The 16153-nt window shown below is 62.8% G+C and carries 15 protein-coding genes; 6 read left to right on the plus strand and 9 right to left on the minus strand.

The features are described 5' to 3' along the window. Position 1 precedes the first annotated feature (1 nt). From mctP to B5525_RS27045, 4 genes are all read left to right on the plus strand, one after another. Complete coding sequence (gene mctP / locus B5525_RS27035; protein ID WP_079573830.1) at positions 2-1549, plus strand: monocarboxylate uptake permease MctP; 1548 nt, start codon at positions 2-4, stop codon at positions 1547-1549. A 22-nt stretch (positions 1550-1571) separates the two neighbouring features. After that, on the plus strand, positions 1572-1811 hold the full coding sequence (locus tag B5525_RS46625; protein ID WP_244567594.1) for a hypothetical protein: 240 nt from the start codon (positions 1572-1574) through the stop codon (positions 1809-1811). Between the two features lie 30 nt (positions 1812-1841). Continuing rightward, positions 1842-3248 (plus strand): AMP-binding protein, encoded by a 1407-nt coding sequence (locus B5525_RS27040; protein ID WP_244567595.1) that lies wholly within the window; start codon positions 1842-1844, stop codon positions 3246-3248. 131 nt (positions 3249-3379) lie between these two features. Beyond that, positions 3380-4570 (plus strand): MalY/PatB family protein, encoded by a 1191-nt coding sequence (locus B5525_RS27045; protein WP_079573831.1) that lies wholly within the window; start codon positions 3380-3382, stop codon positions 4568-4570. 61 nt (positions 4571-4631) lie between these two features. Here the strand turns inward: B5525_RS27045 and B5525_RS27050 are convergent, their stop codons facing one another. Beyond that, a complete protein-coding gene (locus tag B5525_RS27050; protein WP_079568742.1) occupies positions 4632-5447 on the minus strand; it encodes an MBL fold metallo-hydrolase in 816 nt (271 codons plus the stop codon). A 108-nt stretch (positions 5448-5555) separates the two neighbouring features. On the opposite strand from B5525_RS27050, the gene B5525_RS27055 reads away from it, so the two are divergent. Beyond that, positions 5556-5846 carry a DUF1330 domain-containing protein gene (locus tag B5525_RS27055; protein WP_079568743.1) on the plus strand — a complete coding sequence of 97 codons (291 nt, stop codon included), beginning with the start codon at positions 5556-5558 and terminating at the stop codon, positions 5844-5846. Between the two features lie 135 nt (positions 5847-5981). On the opposite strand, the gene B5525_RS46630 is transcribed toward B5525_RS27055, so the two are convergent. The 3 genes from B5525_RS46630 to B5525_RS27065 form a co-directional block, all read right to left on the minus strand. After that, complete coding sequence (locus tag B5525_RS46630) at positions 5982-6551, minus strand: S41 family peptidase (RefSeq protein WP_244567596.1); 570 nt, start codon at positions 6549-6551, stop codon at positions 5982-5984. A gap of 27 nt (positions 6552-6578) precedes the next feature. Continuing rightward, positions 6579-7982 (minus strand): serine hydrolase domain-containing protein, encoded by a 1404-nt coding sequence (locus tag B5525_RS27060; RefSeq protein WP_244567597.1) that lies wholly within the window; start codon positions 7980-7982, stop codon positions 6579-6581. A 125-nt stretch (positions 7983-8107) separates the two neighbouring features. Continuing rightward, complete coding sequence (locus B5525_RS27065) at positions 8108-9247, minus strand: IS630 family transposase (protein ID WP_079566206.1); 1140 nt, start codon at positions 9245-9247, stop codon at positions 8108-8110. Positions 9248-9293: 46 nt separating this feature from the next. Here B5525_RS27065 and B5525_RS27070 point away from each other — a divergent pair, with 46 nt between their 5' ends. After that, positions 9294-9551, plus strand: a complete 258-nt coding sequence (locus tag B5525_RS27070; RefSeq protein WP_154073816.1) for a LexA family protein — start codon at positions 9294-9296, stop codon at positions 9549-9551. Positions 9552-9811: 260 nt separating this feature from the next. Here B5525_RS27070 and B5525_RS27080 read toward each other — a convergent pair whose 3' ends face one another. The 5 genes from B5525_RS27080 to B5525_RS27100 all read right to left on the minus strand — a co-directional run bounded on the left by B5525_RS27080 (position 9812) and on the right by B5525_RS27100 (position 15893). Next, positions 9812-10141, minus strand: a complete 330-nt coding sequence (locus B5525_RS27080) for a hypothetical protein (protein WP_079568745.1) — start codon at positions 10139-10141, stop codon at positions 9812-9814. Between the two features lie 16 nt (positions 10142-10157). Beyond that, positions 10158-11408: a DUF1501 domain-containing protein gene (locus B5525_RS27085; RefSeq protein ID WP_079568746.1), complete on the minus strand. Its 1251-nt coding sequence runs from the start codon at positions 11406-11408 to the stop codon at positions 10158-10160. A 2-nt stretch (positions 11409-11410) separates the two neighbouring features. Further along, positions 11411-12856 (minus strand): DUF1800 domain-containing protein, encoded by a 1446-nt coding sequence (locus B5525_RS27090; protein ID WP_079568747.1) that lies wholly within the window; start codon positions 12854-12856, stop codon positions 11411-11413. Positions 12857-12984: 128 nt separating this feature from the next. Continuing rightward, positions 12985-15510, minus strand: a complete 2526-nt coding sequence (locus B5525_RS27095) for a M56 family metallopeptidase (protein ID WP_244567598.1) — start codon at positions 15508-15510, stop codon at positions 12985-12987. Next, positions 15507-15893 carry a BlaI/MecI/CopY family transcriptional regulator gene (locus B5525_RS27100; protein ID WP_079568748.1) on the minus strand — a complete coding sequence of 129 codons (387 nt, stop codon included), beginning with the start codon at positions 15891-15893 and terminating at the stop codon, positions 15507-15509. The genes B5525_RS27095 and B5525_RS27100 overlap by 4 nt, the downstream gene beginning before the upstream one ends. Positions 15894-16153: the final 260 nt, after the last annotated feature.

The following is a 16153-nucleotide window of genomic DNA, read 5'->3' on the forward strand; positions in this document are numbered from 1 at the left end:
GATGTCAGACGTCAACTGGACTGCGCTTTCCATCTTCGTCCTACTGTTTGGCTTTGTTACCTGGCTGGGTTTCGTCGCGGCCAACTGGCGCAGGGGCGATCTCGACCTGCTGCATGAATGGGGGCTCGGCGGCCGGCGTTTCGGCGCCGTCATTACCTGGTTTCTCCTGGGCGGCGATCTCTATACCGCCTACACCTTCATTGCCGTTCCAGCGCTTGCCTTCGGCGCCGGCGCCATCGCGTTCTTCGCGGTGCCTTTCACGATCGTCAGCTATCCAGTCTTCTTCCTGGTGTTTCCGCGACTCTGGCAGGTCTGCCACAGGCACCACTACATCACGGCGGGCGATTTCGTGCGTGGCCGCTTCGGCAATCGCTGGCTCGCTTTGGCGGTGGCTGTCACCGGTATCGTGGCGACGATGCCTTACATTGCCCTTCAGCTCAGCGGCCTCCAGGTCGTCATCAGCGCGCTCGGTATTTCCGGCACGGGGGTTGCGGCCGATCTGCCGCTCCTCATTGCCTTCCTGATCCTGGCCGCCTTTACCTATTCGAGTGGCCTGCGGGCGCCGGCATCAATTGCGATCGTCAAGGACATCCTCGTTCTGGTCACCGCGTTCGCCGCGGTGATCGTCATTCCGATCCAACTCGGTGGTTTCGGCAGGATCTTCGCGGCGGTGCCGTCGGCGAAGATCCTGCTGGCGGCTCCAGGAGCCAATACGACGGGCGCCTACAGCGCCTATGCGACGCTGGCATTGGGATCGGGGCTCGCCATCTTCCTCTATCCGCATTCGCTGACGGGAATTCTGAGCGCGAGCAGCGGCGGCGCTGTTCGTCGGAATGCTGCGCTGCTGCCGGCGTATTCATTGCTGCTGGGATTGCTGGCGCTGCTCGGCTTTTTTGCCATTGCCGCCGGAGTAGCCACACTGCCCGAATACGCCGACGGCTTCCGGCGGTTCGGCAACAATTTTGCGGTGCCGGCGCTCTTTCTCCACAGCTTCCCAGCCTGGTTTGCCGGCATCGCCTTTGCCGCGATCGGTATCGGCGCTTTGGTGCCGGCGGCGATCATGTCAATCGCGGCCGCGAACCTTTACACGCGCAATATCCACCGCGAGTTCATCCGCAAGACCCCGACCGACAGGCAAGAAGCGCAGATGGCAAAGCGGGTGTCGCTGATCGTTAAGTTCGGCGCATTGGTGTTCATCGTCTTCGTACCCACGCAATATGCCGTCTACCTGCAGCTCCTTGGCGGGATCTGGATCATCCAGATACTGCCCGCGGTGATGCTGGGTGCCTATACGAGCTGGTTCAACGGGTGGGCGCTGTTGGTCGGCTGGGCCGCCGGAACCGCCGTCGGCACGGCGATGGCGGTTGCGGTGAACCTTACCCCGACCTTTCCTCTTCACGTCGCCGGCTATGTGTTCCCGGGTTACGCCGCCCTCTACACCGTGATCCTCAACATTGCGCTGGTCGTGGTCCTGACCCCGCTTTTCAACGCACTGGGCGCGCGCGGGACGATTCTCGATGCAACCGTCAGCTCGGATTACCACGCCTGAGGGCTGTATTGCAGATGGCGGGATGAAACACGTCAAAATCAAAGAAAGAGAGTGCGGAACAATGAAAGGCTTGATGCAAAATCAGCCGCTGTTGCTGTCGTCTTTGCTGCGGCATGCAGAGCGATTCCACGCTGACACCGAAATCGTTTCACGCGTGGCCGAAGGTCCAATACATCGCGAGACCTATGGGGACGCCGCACGCCGCGCCGGAAAGCTTGCCGACGCGCTGCGGCAATTCGGGATTCGCGCCGGCGATAGGTAGGGACGCTGGCCTGGAACAATCATCGCCATTTTGAAAATCGAATATGCGGTCACCGGGATGGGCGCGGTATGGCACGCGATAAATCCGCGGCTGATACCGGCCCAGATTTCATACATCGCCGGCCACGCCGGGGACAAAGTGCTGTTCATCGAAAGCGCGTTCGTTCCAATGATCGAGCGGCTGGCTGGCGAGCTATCGACGGTACGCCTTTTTGTCCTGCTTGCGGACGGTGTGTCGATGCCTTCGACATCCCTTCCCAATGTCCGCAGCTATGAGGGGTTCCTTGGCGAGGGCGATGAAGATTTCGCGTGGCCGTTATTCGACGAATTGTCGGCCTCGTCGCTCTTCTATACGTCGGGCACTACTGGCAATCCCAAGGGCGTGCTCTATTCGCACCGCTCGGATGTGCTGCATTGCCTTTCGATCGCCGGTGCCTCATCGGGCGCCTTCACCGCGCTGGATACAATCCTTCCGATGAGGCCGATGTTCCATGCAAACGGCGCCTGGGGATTCACGCATGCTGCTCCGATGGTCGGCGCCAAGCTGGTGTTGCCCGGTCCGAAAATGGATGCGGCGAGCATCGCCGAACTAATCGAAGCCGAATCGGTCACGGTGACCGGCGGCGTGCCGGTCCTGTATGCCAGGCTGCTTCCGCATTTCGAGGCCGCCGGTCGTGGCGCAGGTTCCCTGAAGCGAATCGTGGTCGCAGGTTCGGCGCCGGCCCCGAGCATGATCGAGGGCTACGAGCGTATGGGCGTCTCGGTCAAGCACGTGTGGGGCATGACCGAGACCAGTCCGACCGGAACATGTCCGGGGCCCTCGCGGAAAACCGCGCGGCTTTCTCAGGACGCTCAATGGCGGCGCAAGACCGGACAGGGTCACCCGATGTATGGGGTGGACGTCAAGATCGCTGACGAGAACGGCAACGAAATGCCGCGGGACGGCGTGTCGAGCGGACGGTTCATGGTCCGCGGCCCCTGGATTGCGAGCGGCTATTTTCGCGACGAAAAGCCGCTGCTGGAGGACGGATGGTTCAATACCGGCGACCTCGCCGTCATGGACGAGGACAGTCACATTCATCTCACCGACCGCGCAAAGGACGTGATCAAGTCGGGCGGCGAATGGATCAGTTCGATCGACATCGAGAACCTGGTTGCGGGCTGTCCGGGGGTTGCGGATGCGGCGGTCATCGGAATTCCCCATCCGCAATGGGAAGAGCGGCCGCTACTGGTGGTCGTCCCGACGGTAACGAGCCCGGCGTCGGCAAAATCGATTCACGCCTTTTTCGAAGGCAGAATCGCGAAATGGTGGACGCCGGATGACATCGTTTTCGTCGAAGCGCTGGTGTATGGGGCGACGGGAAAGGTACAGAAAATGGATCTGCGCCGCCGTTATGCCGAGCACTACGCAACGCGAGGCGGCATTTCGCTTGACTGACACGCGGCGACGGCGTGGTCTGGCCATGCCGAACTCGCGCGGCTTGGGCGCGTCGTTTATGGTATCGTGGAGATCCCGCATCTACCGGGAACTCTCCAACAAACGACATGAAAGCGCCGCGACACAATATCATGACCAGCACAGAGACGATCGGCTTTGAACTCAGTCAGGGCGCCCTGCGTGCGCGCCGCAACGCCAAATGGAATCAATACGGCCCGGACGTTTTGCCCGCGTTTGTCGCCGACATGGATTTTTCCGTTGCAGCCCCGATCCAGGCGGCGATCGAGCGGATCGTCCGGGATCGCGACTATGGCTATCCGCTGCGCAACGGCGAAAGGGCGGACCGGCTGGTCGCCAGGGTTTTTGCCGAACGGATGAAATCTCGCTACGGATGGGAGCTTTCGCCCGACCTGGTGCTGCCGATGGCGGATCTGGTGCAGGGCACCTGCGCATCGATTCTGGCTTTCTCGGACCCCGGCGACGGTGTGGTTCTGCAAACCCCGAACTATCCGCCATTCCGCGATGCCATCAACAGCGTGGGACGCAGGCTGCTTGCGCTGCCGATGCGCGACGATGGCACGCGCCACGTCTTTGACATGACCGAGCTTGAAAAGCTGGTCGACCGGCAAACCCGCATCTTTCTGCTCTGCAATCCGCAAAATCCGACCGGGCGGGTGTTTTCCCGTGACGAACTCACGGCGTTGGGCCAATTTGCTGTCGAACGCGATCTCATTGTCGTCTCCGACGAGATCCACTCCGACCTGGTCTATCCGGGGCACCAGCATATTCCCTTTGCCTCGCTCGGCCCCGAGTTCGCCGCCCGCACCGTGACCCTCACTTCGGCGACCAAGAGTTTCAATATTCCGGGCCTGCGCTGCGCGCTCATCGCCTTCGGCACCGAAGATTTGCGCAATCGATTTCACAAACGCATCCCGTCGAAACTCACAGGTTCAGCGAATATCGCCGGCGCCGACGCGACGGTCGCCGCCTGGAGCGAATGCCAGCCCTGGCTTGATGCGGTGATGCAACATCTTCTCACGGCGCGGAACAGGGTCAGGGACGTGCTCGCGGCGGAAGCGCCGGAAATCCGTTTCCATGCCCCGGAGGGGACGTATCTGGCATGGCTCGATTGCAGCAAGCTCGGGCTCTCGACCTCGGCCTTCCAGTTTTTTCTCGATCATGCCCGGATCGGATTCAGTGCCGGCGAGACGTTTGACCCGGATTGCACGCAGTTTGTCAGGTTGAACTTCGCGACCTCGATGCCGATCCTCGATGACATCCTGGCTCGCATGATCGGTGCAACCCGGCAGAACAACCGGTAGTGCCGGCGTCCCGGTGAGGGAGCGAAAAGTGCGCGCCATGGGTCTGACCGCGATCGTCCTGTTACGGCTGGTATCCCCCGAGAAGCTCCAGGTAACGCGCGGCCGATTGTTCCACCGCCCCTGCGCCGCCGCTTTTCACCTGGCGACCGGGGAAGGCCCCATAGATCCGATCGAACTTCCAGGCGGCGAGCGCGTTGGCCATGCGCCCGACGGTAGAGGCGGAAAGCGGCATCATGTTCGGATAGCTCCACAGGAACGAGACCCGGCGGAGGTCCGCCGCCACCTGCACGATATCGCCGCTCAGAATCGCGCCGCGTCCTTCCGCACCCTCAGCCCAATGCAGCACGGTGCCGCCGGCAAAGTGGCCGCCGAGCCGGATCAGCGTCACGCCTTGCGCGAGAGTATGCGTCTCGCCCTGCCAGTGCCGTAGCGCGGGATCCGGACGCATGACCCAATCGGTATCGGCGGCGTGCAGATGGACCGGGCAGCTGAACCTGCGCGCCCAATCCTGCATGCAGGTGTAATAGTGCGGGTGCGAGATGGCGATCGCTTTGAGTCCGCCCAGGGCGCGGATGAGCGCCTCGGTCGCATCGTCGAGCAAGGCGATACAGTCCCACAGCACATTGCCGTCATCCGTCTGCAACAGCAGCGCGCGCTGGCCGATACCAAATTGCGGTTGGGTGTGGATTTCGAACAGGCCGGTCTCCAATTGCCGCCACGCGTTGACGTGTCCACTGCCGAGCTGTTCCGGTGTAGTCCAACGCTGTCCGCCGGCCGGCACGAATTGGCGTTCATCTTCGCAAATCGCGCAGCCGGAAGGCGGCTCGGGCGCGTCGGGATAGGAGGTGCCGCACGTGCTGCAGATGTGGATCGCCATCGAAAATCTCCTTGTCCGCGGGCGGTTTGCCTTTGACGCGTACGGTCCTATTCTTCTGCTTCAATTCCGGACCACGAATTGGTCTGATGAACGTTGGCGAGGCAAGGAATGAAAGCGTATCTGGTGCTCGACCTGACGGTGAATGACTTCGGCGGCTTCAGAAAATACATCACCGAAATCCCTGCATTCATCGCAAAACATTCAGGGAGATACATCGTTCAGGGGGTTCAGCCAATGACAATTGAGGGTGACTGGAAACCCGAACGCCTGGTCATCATCGAATTCCCGGAACGCGGAAAGGCAGAAGCATTTCTGGGTGACCCTGAGATTCAAGACCTGTTCAAGGTGCGTCATGATACGACGACGAGCAGGCTGGTGCTTGCCGATGGGTGCACGTAACCGCCCGCCTTCCAGGTGAGATATGGGGACGAACGCTCCGACACTTCTGCCGAGGGCCGAAAGTGATCCACCAGGTTGCACGACAAGCCAAAGCGCCCCTTGCAGACTTCATAGGCTGCATCGGTGGCGGATAGGCTATTTTGGCCCCGGCGCGATCATCGCCGCTTTCTGCTCCCAAGGCCCGGGATTCAGGATAAGCCCAGAGACTTTGCCTGCTGCATCCCTGACGAAAGCGATCCGGGTGTGATCCTCGTCGTCTACGGTGAATTCGTTGCTTGATGTCGCCACGAGCGGCGTCGCCTTGCCTTCCTCGAATTCGAGGATCGGCCAAGCTCCCGTCGCTTCTGCGACGAGCTTGCCTTGCTCGACGCGAACCTGAAGTTGGACCGCATTGACACGGCGGGCGGCTCTCACGACGCTGAGATCGCTTGCGCTGTCTTGACCCTTGTGGACGATTTTCATCTTTATCGTCGTGTTGGCCGGCCCTCGCAGCCTGGCCAAAACGTCGGCGAGCGAGAGGCCTTTGAGCGGCGCGTCGTCAAGTTCAGTGATGAGATCGCCCGCCGTCACGCCGGCCTTGGTTGCCGGGCCGCCAGGGTACGGCCTGTTGATCCTCAGGCCCTCTTGCTCCATGGCGCCGAACGCCTCGATTCCAAGCCATCCGGTTTTGCCGTCGGCCAGGCCCTGCCTGTCACGCGAACTCACCGAGGCGCCGAAGTCATAGGTCGCGACTTAATCGGCGAGCGTTTCGGGGCTGACGATCGTCGGCACTGCCGGCGGGGCGAAAGAGGGCGGCTCGGCAATCGTCAATGCGCCATAGGCCAGATGATTGATCCCCGCGAACGGCACCGCGTCGCGCCCTTTGCCGGGCGCCGCTTGGATCATCTGCAACCCGACCAATTTCTCCGCCGGATCAATCCAGAAGTACGTGCCCCAGAGCCCAGCCCAAGTAAAGCTTCCGACCGCTCCCGGCGTCCAGCTGGAGACGGGATCGGTGCGGATGGCAAAGCCAAGTCCAAAGCTTCTTCCAGCGAGGGGGCCAACCTCGTTTCCAAAGATCCGAATATCGTGCGGCAGCGCGTTCGTCGTCATCTCCTTCACCGCCTGCGGTGTGAGCAGGCGCACGCCATCGAGTTCGCCGTCATTCAGAAGCATCTGGCAAAAGCGGAGATAGTCGGGCGCGGTCGATACGAGGCCGCCCCCTCCGGAGAACAGTTTCGGCGGCTTCGTAACATCCCAGATCCGCGGCCGTTCCGGCATTGGAGAATCGACGAGGCGGCCGAGCTTCTCTTCCGGCACATAGAAGCCGGTGTCGACCATCTGCAACGGCGTGAAGATGCGGTTCTGCAGGAATCGGTCCAAAGGCTCGCCGGAGGCCACTTCGACGACCCGGCCAAGGACGTCTGCGCTCAACCCATATTCCCAGAATTCGCCCGGCTGATGGGCGAGCGGCAAGCGCGCCAGAACGGAAGCGAAATCCGCCAGCGTCGTGTCGCGTCGGTATGCGGTCGCGTCCGCCCAGCTGTAAAGCATATGGACATACCGAATTCCGGCCTCGGAGGCGGCATCCGCAAGACCGCGCTCCGGAAACGCAAAATCCAGTTCCGGATAGACGATGCCGGAGGTGTGGCGCAACAGATCGCGAACCGTCATCGGGCGTTTTGGTAGATCGAGCCCGTGTTCCGTCTTGCCGGTCGCCGCGTCCGTCTTTTCGATCGCGACCCGCATATCCCCAAGCTCGGGCAGATACCGCGCGACGGGTGCGTCGAGGTCGAGCTTGCCGTCGTCCACCATGATCATGGCGGCGACGCTGGTCACTGGCTTGGACATCGAGGCGATCCAGAAGATGGAATTCGTCTTCATCGGAATCGTCTTGGCGCGGTCCTGAAATCCGATGGCTTGCAAATAGGCGAGCTTGCCGCCCTTTGCGATTGTGACGACGGCGCCAGGTACAATGCCGTCTGACGGCGAGAAAGAATCGATGCGCGCCTGATACCACGGCGCGATCCGCGCCAGACGCGCAGCCGAGAATCCCAGGCTTTTGGCATCGCCTGATGTCGTGAGTTCATCGGCGAACGCCGCCCCCAACAGGCAAAGCGCGATTGCAATCGTCCACATCGATGCGATGAGTTTCATTCCGACATCTCCGCATGAACACAGCCGTCCTGAATTGTCGCTTCAGGTCAATTCCGGCCGCTGAACCGCTGGTCGGGCCGGGTACTAAATGTCGGATTTGGACCACTAGTAGTACCGCACAGTGATTATGATTCATTGGGCGAGGGCGTTTTAGAGCCTTCCGAGGGATAGGCACGGCCCATTTTGGCGCGGGCTTTCTCGGTTGTGAACATCCATTTGATGCGGGCGCGTGAAGCGTTGCGCTGCCGCTCCCAGGCGGCGATCTCGGATACGAGTTGTTGCCGGTTGTCGATGCGTCTGTCCAGACACTGACTGCGCAGCACGCCAATCTCGATCTCCACCATATTCAGCCAGCTGGCGTGCTTGGGGACGTAGTGGAACTCCAGCCGGCGCAAGATGCGTCGCGCCTCGGCCGGCGGGAAGGCTTGGTAAAGCGCGCCGACTGAGTGGGTCGATAGATTGTCCAACACGACCCGGATGCGCTCTGCCTTTGGGAAGTGAACATTGGCGAGTTCGCGCATGCAGGCGGCGAAGTCGACCGCAGCGCGGCTGTCAGTGACTTTGACCTTGCGCCAGGGCCGGTGCACGTCGAGGAAGATGAACAGGTTGACCGTGCCATTGCGCTTGTACTCACAATCGTAGCGCTCAAGTTGGCCCGGCGCGGCTGGGATCGGCTGGCGGACTTCGCCGATGAGCTGGGTTGGGCTCTCGTCGAAGCAGACCACCGGGCGCTTCGAATCGGGCTGTTCGGCATAAAGGTCGAGCACATCCTCCATGCGGGCGACGTACTCGCCGTCGACCTGCGGAATGCACCACATGTCCTTGCGCCAGGGCTTGAGGTCGTTTTCAGCCAGGCGCCGGCGCACAGTCTCTCGGGAGATGTCGTCGTGCTCGGTGAGCCTGACCAACTCGCCCGCCAGGAGTTCCAGGGTCCAACGCGCCCGGCCTTTGGGTGGGCTCGAACAGGCCGTCGCAACCAGCAGGGCTTCCTCCTTCCCTGAGAGCTTGCGGGCCGCTCCGGGGCGCGGCTCCTCGCTCAGCGCCGCCTCCAGGTTGCCGAGCACGAAGCGGCGCTTGGTCCGGTAGATAGTCGAGCCGCTTGCGCCGACACCGGTGGCGATTGCTTCGTCGCTCGCGCCTGCATCGGCAGCCAGTAAAATCTGCGCTCGCTTGAGCTTGCGCGCGGCGTGCTTGCCGCCACTCAAAAGCGCTGTGAGTTCTGCCCGCTCGGTTTGGCTCAGTTCGACCCGATAGCGTACATTCATCCCTGCCTCCTCGCTCGTGTGAGGCTTGGACGAACAGCTGAATCGGATGGCCGGCGTGAGTCCCGCTGCAAAAAACTTCACGCCCAAGCAAGGGCAGTATCTGGCGTTTATCCACCTCTACACGCGGCTGCATCGCAGGCCGCCGGCGGAAGCCGACATGCAAGAATATTTTCGCGTCAGCCCACCATCCGTTCATCAGATGGTGCTGACGCTCGAACGGGCAGGTTTCATCAGACGGCAGCCGAGGGTCGCCCGCAGTATCGAACTCCTCGTTGATCCTCAGCAGCTTCCCGAGCTACTTTGATCCAGTATTCAACCCGTCAAATTCACCGTGCAGCGGTACTAGGTTCGAATGAAACCCTTTGTGCGTCCGGGTTGCGAGGTGGCGGGAGGGGTTTCGTGCCGGGGGTCGCAGGGGGTGTGATCCTCTTCCAGGAGGCGCGCGAGCTCGTTCCAATAGAGCCTGCTCCAGCTTGTCCTCAGGCTGGCGAGAAATTCGAGTTCGCGCGCTGTAAGAATCGACACGCCAATCCACCTCCGGGCCAACGACGAGACGCCGGGCCGTTACATCCTTTGCATGCCGGCGAATCGCCAGCCGCTGTAAGGTCCAACATAAACTCCCGTCCACACACATTGCGCCTTCGCTGCCTGGCACGCCTGTAAGCCGTATCCGCGCTCGTTGGACCAGAACACACACGAGGCCGCATAGCTGCCGCAGGTGCGGGGGTGGGAGCCCGTGGCCCGCCACATCGCCATCCTGTATCGATAAGAGCGCCCTCCATCGGACGACGCGCAGCATTTGCCATCCATTTTGTTGGCTGCCGCAGGTGTGACTCCGGACGACAGGGCGATGCCCGCGATGGCGAGCGACAGGATAACGGCCAGAGGCTTCATGACTGATCTCCTTTACCTAACCGACCAGCCCGGCCGTCGGCGTGACGTCGGTGCTGTCGGGAAACACGTTGCTTACGAGCGCGCGCTCCTCGGCCCTCAGGTGATCCCTGAGCAGACCCTTGAGCACCGCACGCAAATCGGTGGTCGGCTTGAGATCGCGCCCCTCATAAAGCTGGGCGGTCTTCAGTCCTGGCCAGTCGGCGACCACGCGTCCGCCCCGCAATGCGCCTCCGGCGAGAAAGGCGACGGTGCCCGTACCATGGTCGGTTCCGTCGGTCCCGTTGATGCGCGCGGTGCGTCCAAACTCCGTGATGACGGTGACCACCGTCTGTTGCCAGGCGTCGCCCATGTTGGTCTCAATGGCCGCGAACGCGCCGTCGAGCGCTCCCAGCAGATTGGCGAGCTGTCCGGAGGCGGCGCCTTCATTGATGTGCGTGTCCCAGCCGACGAAACCCAGTGCGCCGACGCGCGGGCCGTCCGGCCTGGCCAGAAAGCGGGCCGCCGCGCCGGAGGCTTCCGCGAAATAGGCGCGCACGCGCGCGATGCCGGCCGGCGGAAGCGGGGTATTGCCCGGCTCGGTTGCGCCCATGCCCGCGGAGGGTGCAAGTGCGGCGAGACGAATCCGGGCGTCGAGCGCTGCCGCAAGCACGGGATCGGTGTGCTGATAAAGGTCCAGCAGGCGAGCCTGGGTGTCGTCGCTGGCCGGCAGCAGTTGTTGCGGGACCCACGACATGACAGGGGCCCTGCCGCGCACCACCAGGGGAGTAACCGCGCCCACGCCAAGGGCGCGGCTGCCGCGCAAATCCACCCGGCCCTCCGATGCCAGCTCGACCAGCGCGCGATTGAGCCAGCCGGTCTCGACGGCACCCGGCCGCGCGATCCCGCTCTCGAGAACGTCCTGGCCATCGAAATGCGAACGCTCGCGATAGGGCGTCGCCGTGGCGTGCACGATGGTTGCCTGCTCCTTCTTGTAGAGGCGGTGCAGGTTCGGCATCGCGGGATTGAGCGCGAAGAAACCGTCGAGCGGCAACGCCGGCGTTTTGCCGTCGAGGACCAGCGCCCGATCGCCGCGCATGCCGATCCAGTCGGGGTCGCCGACAGGCGCAACCGCACCCAGTCCATCGAGAGCGCCCCTCAGCACGATGACGAGCATGCGTGGATCGCGGCCCTCGGCGCGCGCCAGCCTGGGCATTTGGCTCCATGCAAAGAGAGCGCCGGCGCCGAGCAGGGCTTCGCGACGGCTGGGCAAATGGCGGTAAAGGGGCATCCTCACCTCCTCTGGAATTCGGCTGACATGAACAACAGTGCGAGCGCCTGCTGGCGGCTCTCGGCGCGGCCCACGGCCTGCTTCACCTCGGCAGATACGGAGGATCCGAGGACGGTCTCGATCACCTCCTCGGGATCAACCTTTCCCGACACGCGCTCGGCGAAGTTATTGGCAACGTCCAGCCGCCGTCCCATTCCGTCAATCCAGGATGCCTGGTCGTCCGGATAGCCTTTCGGCGAGGATGGACGCCACAGCGGCTCGCCGAGCAGGGCCTGTCCCGCCGTGAACCGCGCCGGATCCGCCTGCATGACGCCGGTGGCGCGCACCATGCCGATGACCCATTCGCTCGGCCGCTTGAGTTTGCCGGGCGGCTGCGCCCAGGATTCGTCGGACGAGACCATGGCCTTGGCGGTCTCCTTGAGGTCGCCGTTGGTATCGAGGAAAACCTTTGCCATCCGCTCCACCAGCGGCGGGGGAGGGGTATCGGCAACGAAGTAGCGCGCCAGCTTGTCGGCCAAATGCGCGGCAGTCGAAGGATGCGCGGCCAGATCGCGGAGCACGGCGCGTCCTTGCTCCACGCCTTCGTCCTCGTAGACCTTTCCCATCAGCTTCTGCGGGCCGGGCTCGTGCAAACGGGGATTGAACGTGAATTCGCCCCCATGCTCGGGATTGTCGCCGGCCGGCAGCAGCGTCCATCCGGTGAGCACGTTGGCGAAGCTGATGACGTCGTCCTGGGTGTAGCCGCTCCGTACCCCCAGCGTGTGCAGCTCCAGGGTCTCGCGCGCGAGGTTCTCGTTGAGGCCGCGGGCGCGGTTGATGCCGGCAATCGAATCGGCTCCCATCGAACCAAGGTTGTCGAGATAGAACAGCATGGCCGGATGGCCTTCGACCGCCAGCAGCATATCCGTGAACCGGCCGAGCACATGGGGACGAATGGCCTCGCGCTCATAGGCCCCGGACATGCTTTGAATCTTGTCGGCCGAGATGCAGAAATGGTTGGACCAGAACCAGACCAGTCGCTCGGCAAATCCGATGTCGGTGCCCAGCGCGGCGTCGATGCGAATCCTCGCCTCTTCGAGATAGATCGGCCGCCCCGGATCAGGGACGGCTTCGGCGGCGATCTTTGCCGCCATCGCACCAGACGCTTGCTCGGTTGCCTCCTGCATCGAGGGTGCATCCTGCATCTGCTGTTTTTTCGCTTCCTTCTGCTCGCGGGCGGCGATGTTCGCCTTGGCTTGCCGCTTCGCGTTCGCATCGGCAACCGTGCGGAAGGCCTTGGAACTCGAAGGTAACGCGGATGCCGCGAGTTGGCCTGCGGAGGGCCGCTCGAGTTCGGCGATCAACGCCCCGCGCGGGTCCGCCTCGATCGCGGCAATTGATCCCGGGCGCGGCCCCATCCCAAACCGGTGGAGGGCCAGCACTGCTTCGGCCTTTGCGGAACCGCTCATCGCAACGCTCCGAAGGATCAGGAAGCTCGTGCCGCGCCGAACTTCTGAAATTTGCTACATACCGTAGTGCTACGAACTGTAGCATTCAGGGATCTTCGATGCAAGTACCGATTAATCGCCGCGGAGCTTTACTGCGGACCGAGCGCAATTCGTCCGATCGCGCCGTCCTTGACCAGGGCAATCCGCCATTCCGCCGTACCGTTGACGAAGTGTGCCATGTAGATGTCGCTGCCCATGGCCGATACACCCCGAAACGACACGGCGCGCAGCGCGCCAAGCCGGCTCAGGATGGCCCGGTTGAAGGGAAGCTGCTGGCGCGTCTGCGTGGCCACTTCGGGGGTCATGCGATCGTAATTCGGTTCACCGCGGCCCAGCGCCTCGATGTACTGGCGCAGCACGTCTTCGCTTTCGGCGAGGGGAGCCGTGCGCCGCGGCGGGGGATGCCCGGGGTGACCATCTGCCGCCTCGACCGTATGATAGCGCGTGCGCTCTCCGGGCAGTACGATCTCGAGGCATTTTCCCGACGTGTCGGCGACAACCCAGGGATCGTCGACGGAGGTCAGGATCGAGGACGACGTGTTCTCGCCGATCGTGCCCTGGGCCATGCGTTTTCCCTCGGCGTCGAGCTTGTAGAGCTGGATGCCCGTTCCGGTCGCGTTGTAAAACAACAGGTGGATCGGCGCGGTGCCGGCTCGGGATTTCAACGCCTGCTCTTCGGAACAGCCGACAATTCCGCCGGCCGCATCATTGCCGTCTGCCCGGAAGATGACATCGTCGGCCTTGCCATCCGCCCCCAGCAACAGCCGAAACTCCGCTGTGCCATTCGCGAACTTCACGCCGTAGAAGTCGTAACCGCCGGGGCCGACTCCGCGAAAGAAGATCGACTCCACCGCGCCGAGCGCGTTGAACATGGCCTGCAGTTCAGCCGCCTGGCGGCGGATTTTCGTCCCCAGCGCCGCGCTCATCCGGTCATAGTTCGGAGTGCCCTGGCGCAGGTCCTCGATCCCTCGCAGGATAGCTTCTTTGCTGCCCGGCAGCGGGGTTTGTTCTCTAAACCGATCCGGGACTTCTGAAATTCGCCGCGCGAACTCCTCCTCGATCGCTTTTGCTTTGGCAGTGCCGACCCGCGGCGCGAGCCGGGCTCCGAACACCGGCTCGTGAAGCAGAACCTGCGTCACCCTTGCCTGACCATCGCGCAGGAAGATCGCGAGGTCATCGTGCTCGCCGGTGAAGGCGTCGGCGCTGCGCGGCTTGACCTCGAGTTTCGGTCGTCCGGTCTCCTGGACATAGAGCCGTTCACCGTCGCGGGTGACGTTAAGCACGCGGCCCGGCGTCAATTGGTACCAGCCGACATAGGAATCGAGCAGCCGCGCGTCGGCCTCGATGCCGTCCCACGACATTTCGGCGATCCGCGCGGCGCGCAGGTCGCGACCGTTCTGGTTCATCGTCAGTTCGGACGGCTGGCGTTCGCTGCCGATGGCGAGGGTGATCTGGCCGGCCGCCGCCGGATAGGAATAGGCCCCATCGCCCGCCGCCGCCAATCGGACTTTCCGCTGCCCGCTGAGTTGTCCGAACACATCGTCGTCTTCGCGGAAAATAGCGAAGATCGATGCGCGGTCCAGTGAATAGAAGGATACGTGCTGGGGCTTGCGCGCCGTCGTCGCGTCTTGCGCACCCTCGATGGCCAGCGGCGATACCGCTGAAATGGTGTAGGTGATGCTGCCGGCGGAGATGACGACCACCGGCAGGATGGCCGCCGCCGTCCAGATCCGCTTCGGCCAGCCCAGCTTCGCAGGGGCGGTGGCTGTAGCGAGAATGCGCTCCACGCGCGCCCCTACCGTACCCGCCCTCGCCATTTCCAGTCCCGCCGGCGCCCGCCGAACGTGCTGCACGAGATCGAGGAGAATCTCGGCGTAAGACAACCTGTCTTCCAGAACTTCGAGCGCAAAGGCGTCGCTGATGATCTCGGCAAGCTCCGCCAACCGGCTCAGGTGCCACCACGCGAAGGGGCTGAACCAGAACACCGCACGATTGAGCGAGGCGAGCAGCAGGATGTAGAAATCGCGATTGGCGACGTGGGCACCCTCATGCGCCAGCACGGCCCGGCGCTTCGGCAAATCCCAATCGACACATTGCGGAGGAAGCAGGATGGTTGATCCGAACGTGACCGGACCGGCGATAACGTGGCTCACGCGCACGCTCCAGTCGGTGGTCCATGGTTCGCTCATCGGCCGTGCGGCGCGTACCAGACGCCAGGTCAGATAGATGCCGGTCGCCAGTCGCAGCAGCAACAGGCCGGCAACAGTCACGTAGATCGCGGTTGCGACAGCCAGCCAATTGACGACGGCGTAATTCACGCGAGCCGCGACCGGCATTGTGAGATCCGATGGGAGCGACGGGCTCAGCTGTTCCGGCAGCGGGCTTGCGGCAGACCACAGGGCTTCCGGCGTCGGCAGCGGCAAGGCGTCCACGGTGACGCTCACGGTGGTCCAATGCATCCGCAGCGGCATCGACAGCGACGCCACCAGCACCATGACCCAGGATGTCATATGCACGTGTGGATTTCGTACGCGAAGAAGATTCAAGCCAATCCACACGACGCTTCCGAGAATCAGGGAGCGCAGCGCCGAGTCCGCCAGAATCGCCAGTATCATTTTCTCCCTCCCTTCGCCTTGGCCTTCGCAACCTGGTCGGCAAGCATCCGCAACTGGCGTTGGTCGAGCATCGCCGTATCCACCATGCCGACCAGAACCTCTTCGATCGAACCGTTACAGAACCAATCGACGATGCGTTGAACGGCTTTTGCCGCGACGCGCCCGCGTGGCTCGGCCGCATGGTAGACGTAGGTGCGTCCGTCCACGGTGTGAGTTGTGTAGCCCTTGTCTTCCAGCCTTCGCAGCACGGTCCGGACGGTCGATTCCTTGAGACGGCGGGAGAGCCGCTCGCGCACGGCCTCTGCCGTCACCGGACCATCGGCCCAAACCAGTTGCATTACCTCTCTTTCGAGGTCACCCAGTTCGGGCAGGCTGTCGTCCATGTTTTGCTACCTTGCGATTTTCGGCCTTCTTGTAACGCTACAGAGCGTCGCACACGAAGCCGCCATCCGCAACGACGATTCCGGTTACCAGGGGCGTGAACCCATGAATTTGGAATGGTCGGCCGAAGTCCGGTTTGATGCGCAATCCGGACTCAGGCCGGACGTCGCGGGTGATCCGAAAAGGGTCACATAACCGCAGAAATCCGCCAAGCCCATAGACCGAAGCGGACGCGACAGATGACGACGAAGGTACAGCGAAG

This window comes from Bradyrhizobium erythrophlei (assembly GCF_900129505.1).
Lineage (GTDB): Bacteria > Pseudomonadota > Alphaproteobacteria > Rhizobiales > Xanthobacteraceae > Bradyrhizobium > Bradyrhizobium erythrophlei_D.

What these genes read in the sequence shown, in the direction of transcription:
- mctP (WP_079573830.1), top strand. Translation starts at nt 2, where the DNA reads ATGTCAGACGTCAACTGGACTGCGCTTTCCATCTTCGTCCTACTGTTT.
- B5525_RS46625 (WP_244567594.1), top strand. Translation starts at nt 1,572, where the DNA reads ATGAAACACGTCAAAATCAAAGAAAGAGAGTGCGGAACAATGAAAGGC.
- B5525_RS27045 (WP_079573831.1), top strand. Translation starts at nt 3,380, where the DNA reads ATGACCAGCACAGAGACGATCGGCTTTGAACTCAGTCAGGGCGCCCTG.
- B5525_RS27050 (WP_079568742.1), bottom strand. Translation starts at nt 5,447, where the DNA reads ATGGCGATCCACATCTGCAGCACGTGCGGCACCTCCTATCCCGACGCG.
- B5525_RS27055 (WP_079568743.1), top strand. Translation starts at nt 5,556, where the DNA reads ATGAAAGCGTATCTGGTGCTCGACCTGACGGTGAATGACTTCGGCGGC.
- B5525_RS27060 (WP_244567597.1), bottom strand. Translation starts at nt 7,982, where the DNA reads ATGAAACTCATCGCATCGATGTGGACGATTGCAATCGCGCTTTGCCTG.
- B5525_RS27065 (WP_079566206.1), bottom strand. Translation starts at nt 9,247, where the DNA reads ATGAATGTACGCTATCGGGTCGAACTGAGCCAAACCGAGCGGGCAGAA.
- B5525_RS27070 (WP_154073816.1), top strand. Translation starts at nt 9,294, where the DNA reads ATGGCCGGCGTGAGTCCCGCTGCAAAAAACTTCACGCCCAAGCAAGGG.
- B5525_RS27080 (WP_079568745.1), bottom strand. Translation starts at nt 10,141, where the DNA reads ATGAAGCCTCTGGCCGTTATCCTGTCGCTCGCCATCGCGGGCATCGCC.
- B5525_RS27085 (WP_079568746.1), bottom strand. Translation starts at nt 11,408, where the DNA reads ATGCCCCTTTACCGCCATTTGCCCAGCCGTCGCGAAGCCCTGCTCGGC.
- B5525_RS27090 (WP_079568747.1), bottom strand. Translation starts at nt 12,856, where the DNA reads ATGAGCGGTTCCGCAAAGGCCGAAGCAGTGCTGGCCCTCCACCGGTTT.
- B5525_RS27095 (WP_244567598.1), bottom strand. Translation starts at nt 15,510, where the DNA reads ATGATACTGGCGATTCTGGCGGACTCGGCGCTGCGCTCCCTGATTCTC.
- B5525_RS27100 (WP_079568748.1), bottom strand. Translation starts at nt 15,893, where the DNA reads ATGGACGACAGCCTGCCCGAACTGGGTGACCTCGAAAGAGAGGTAATG.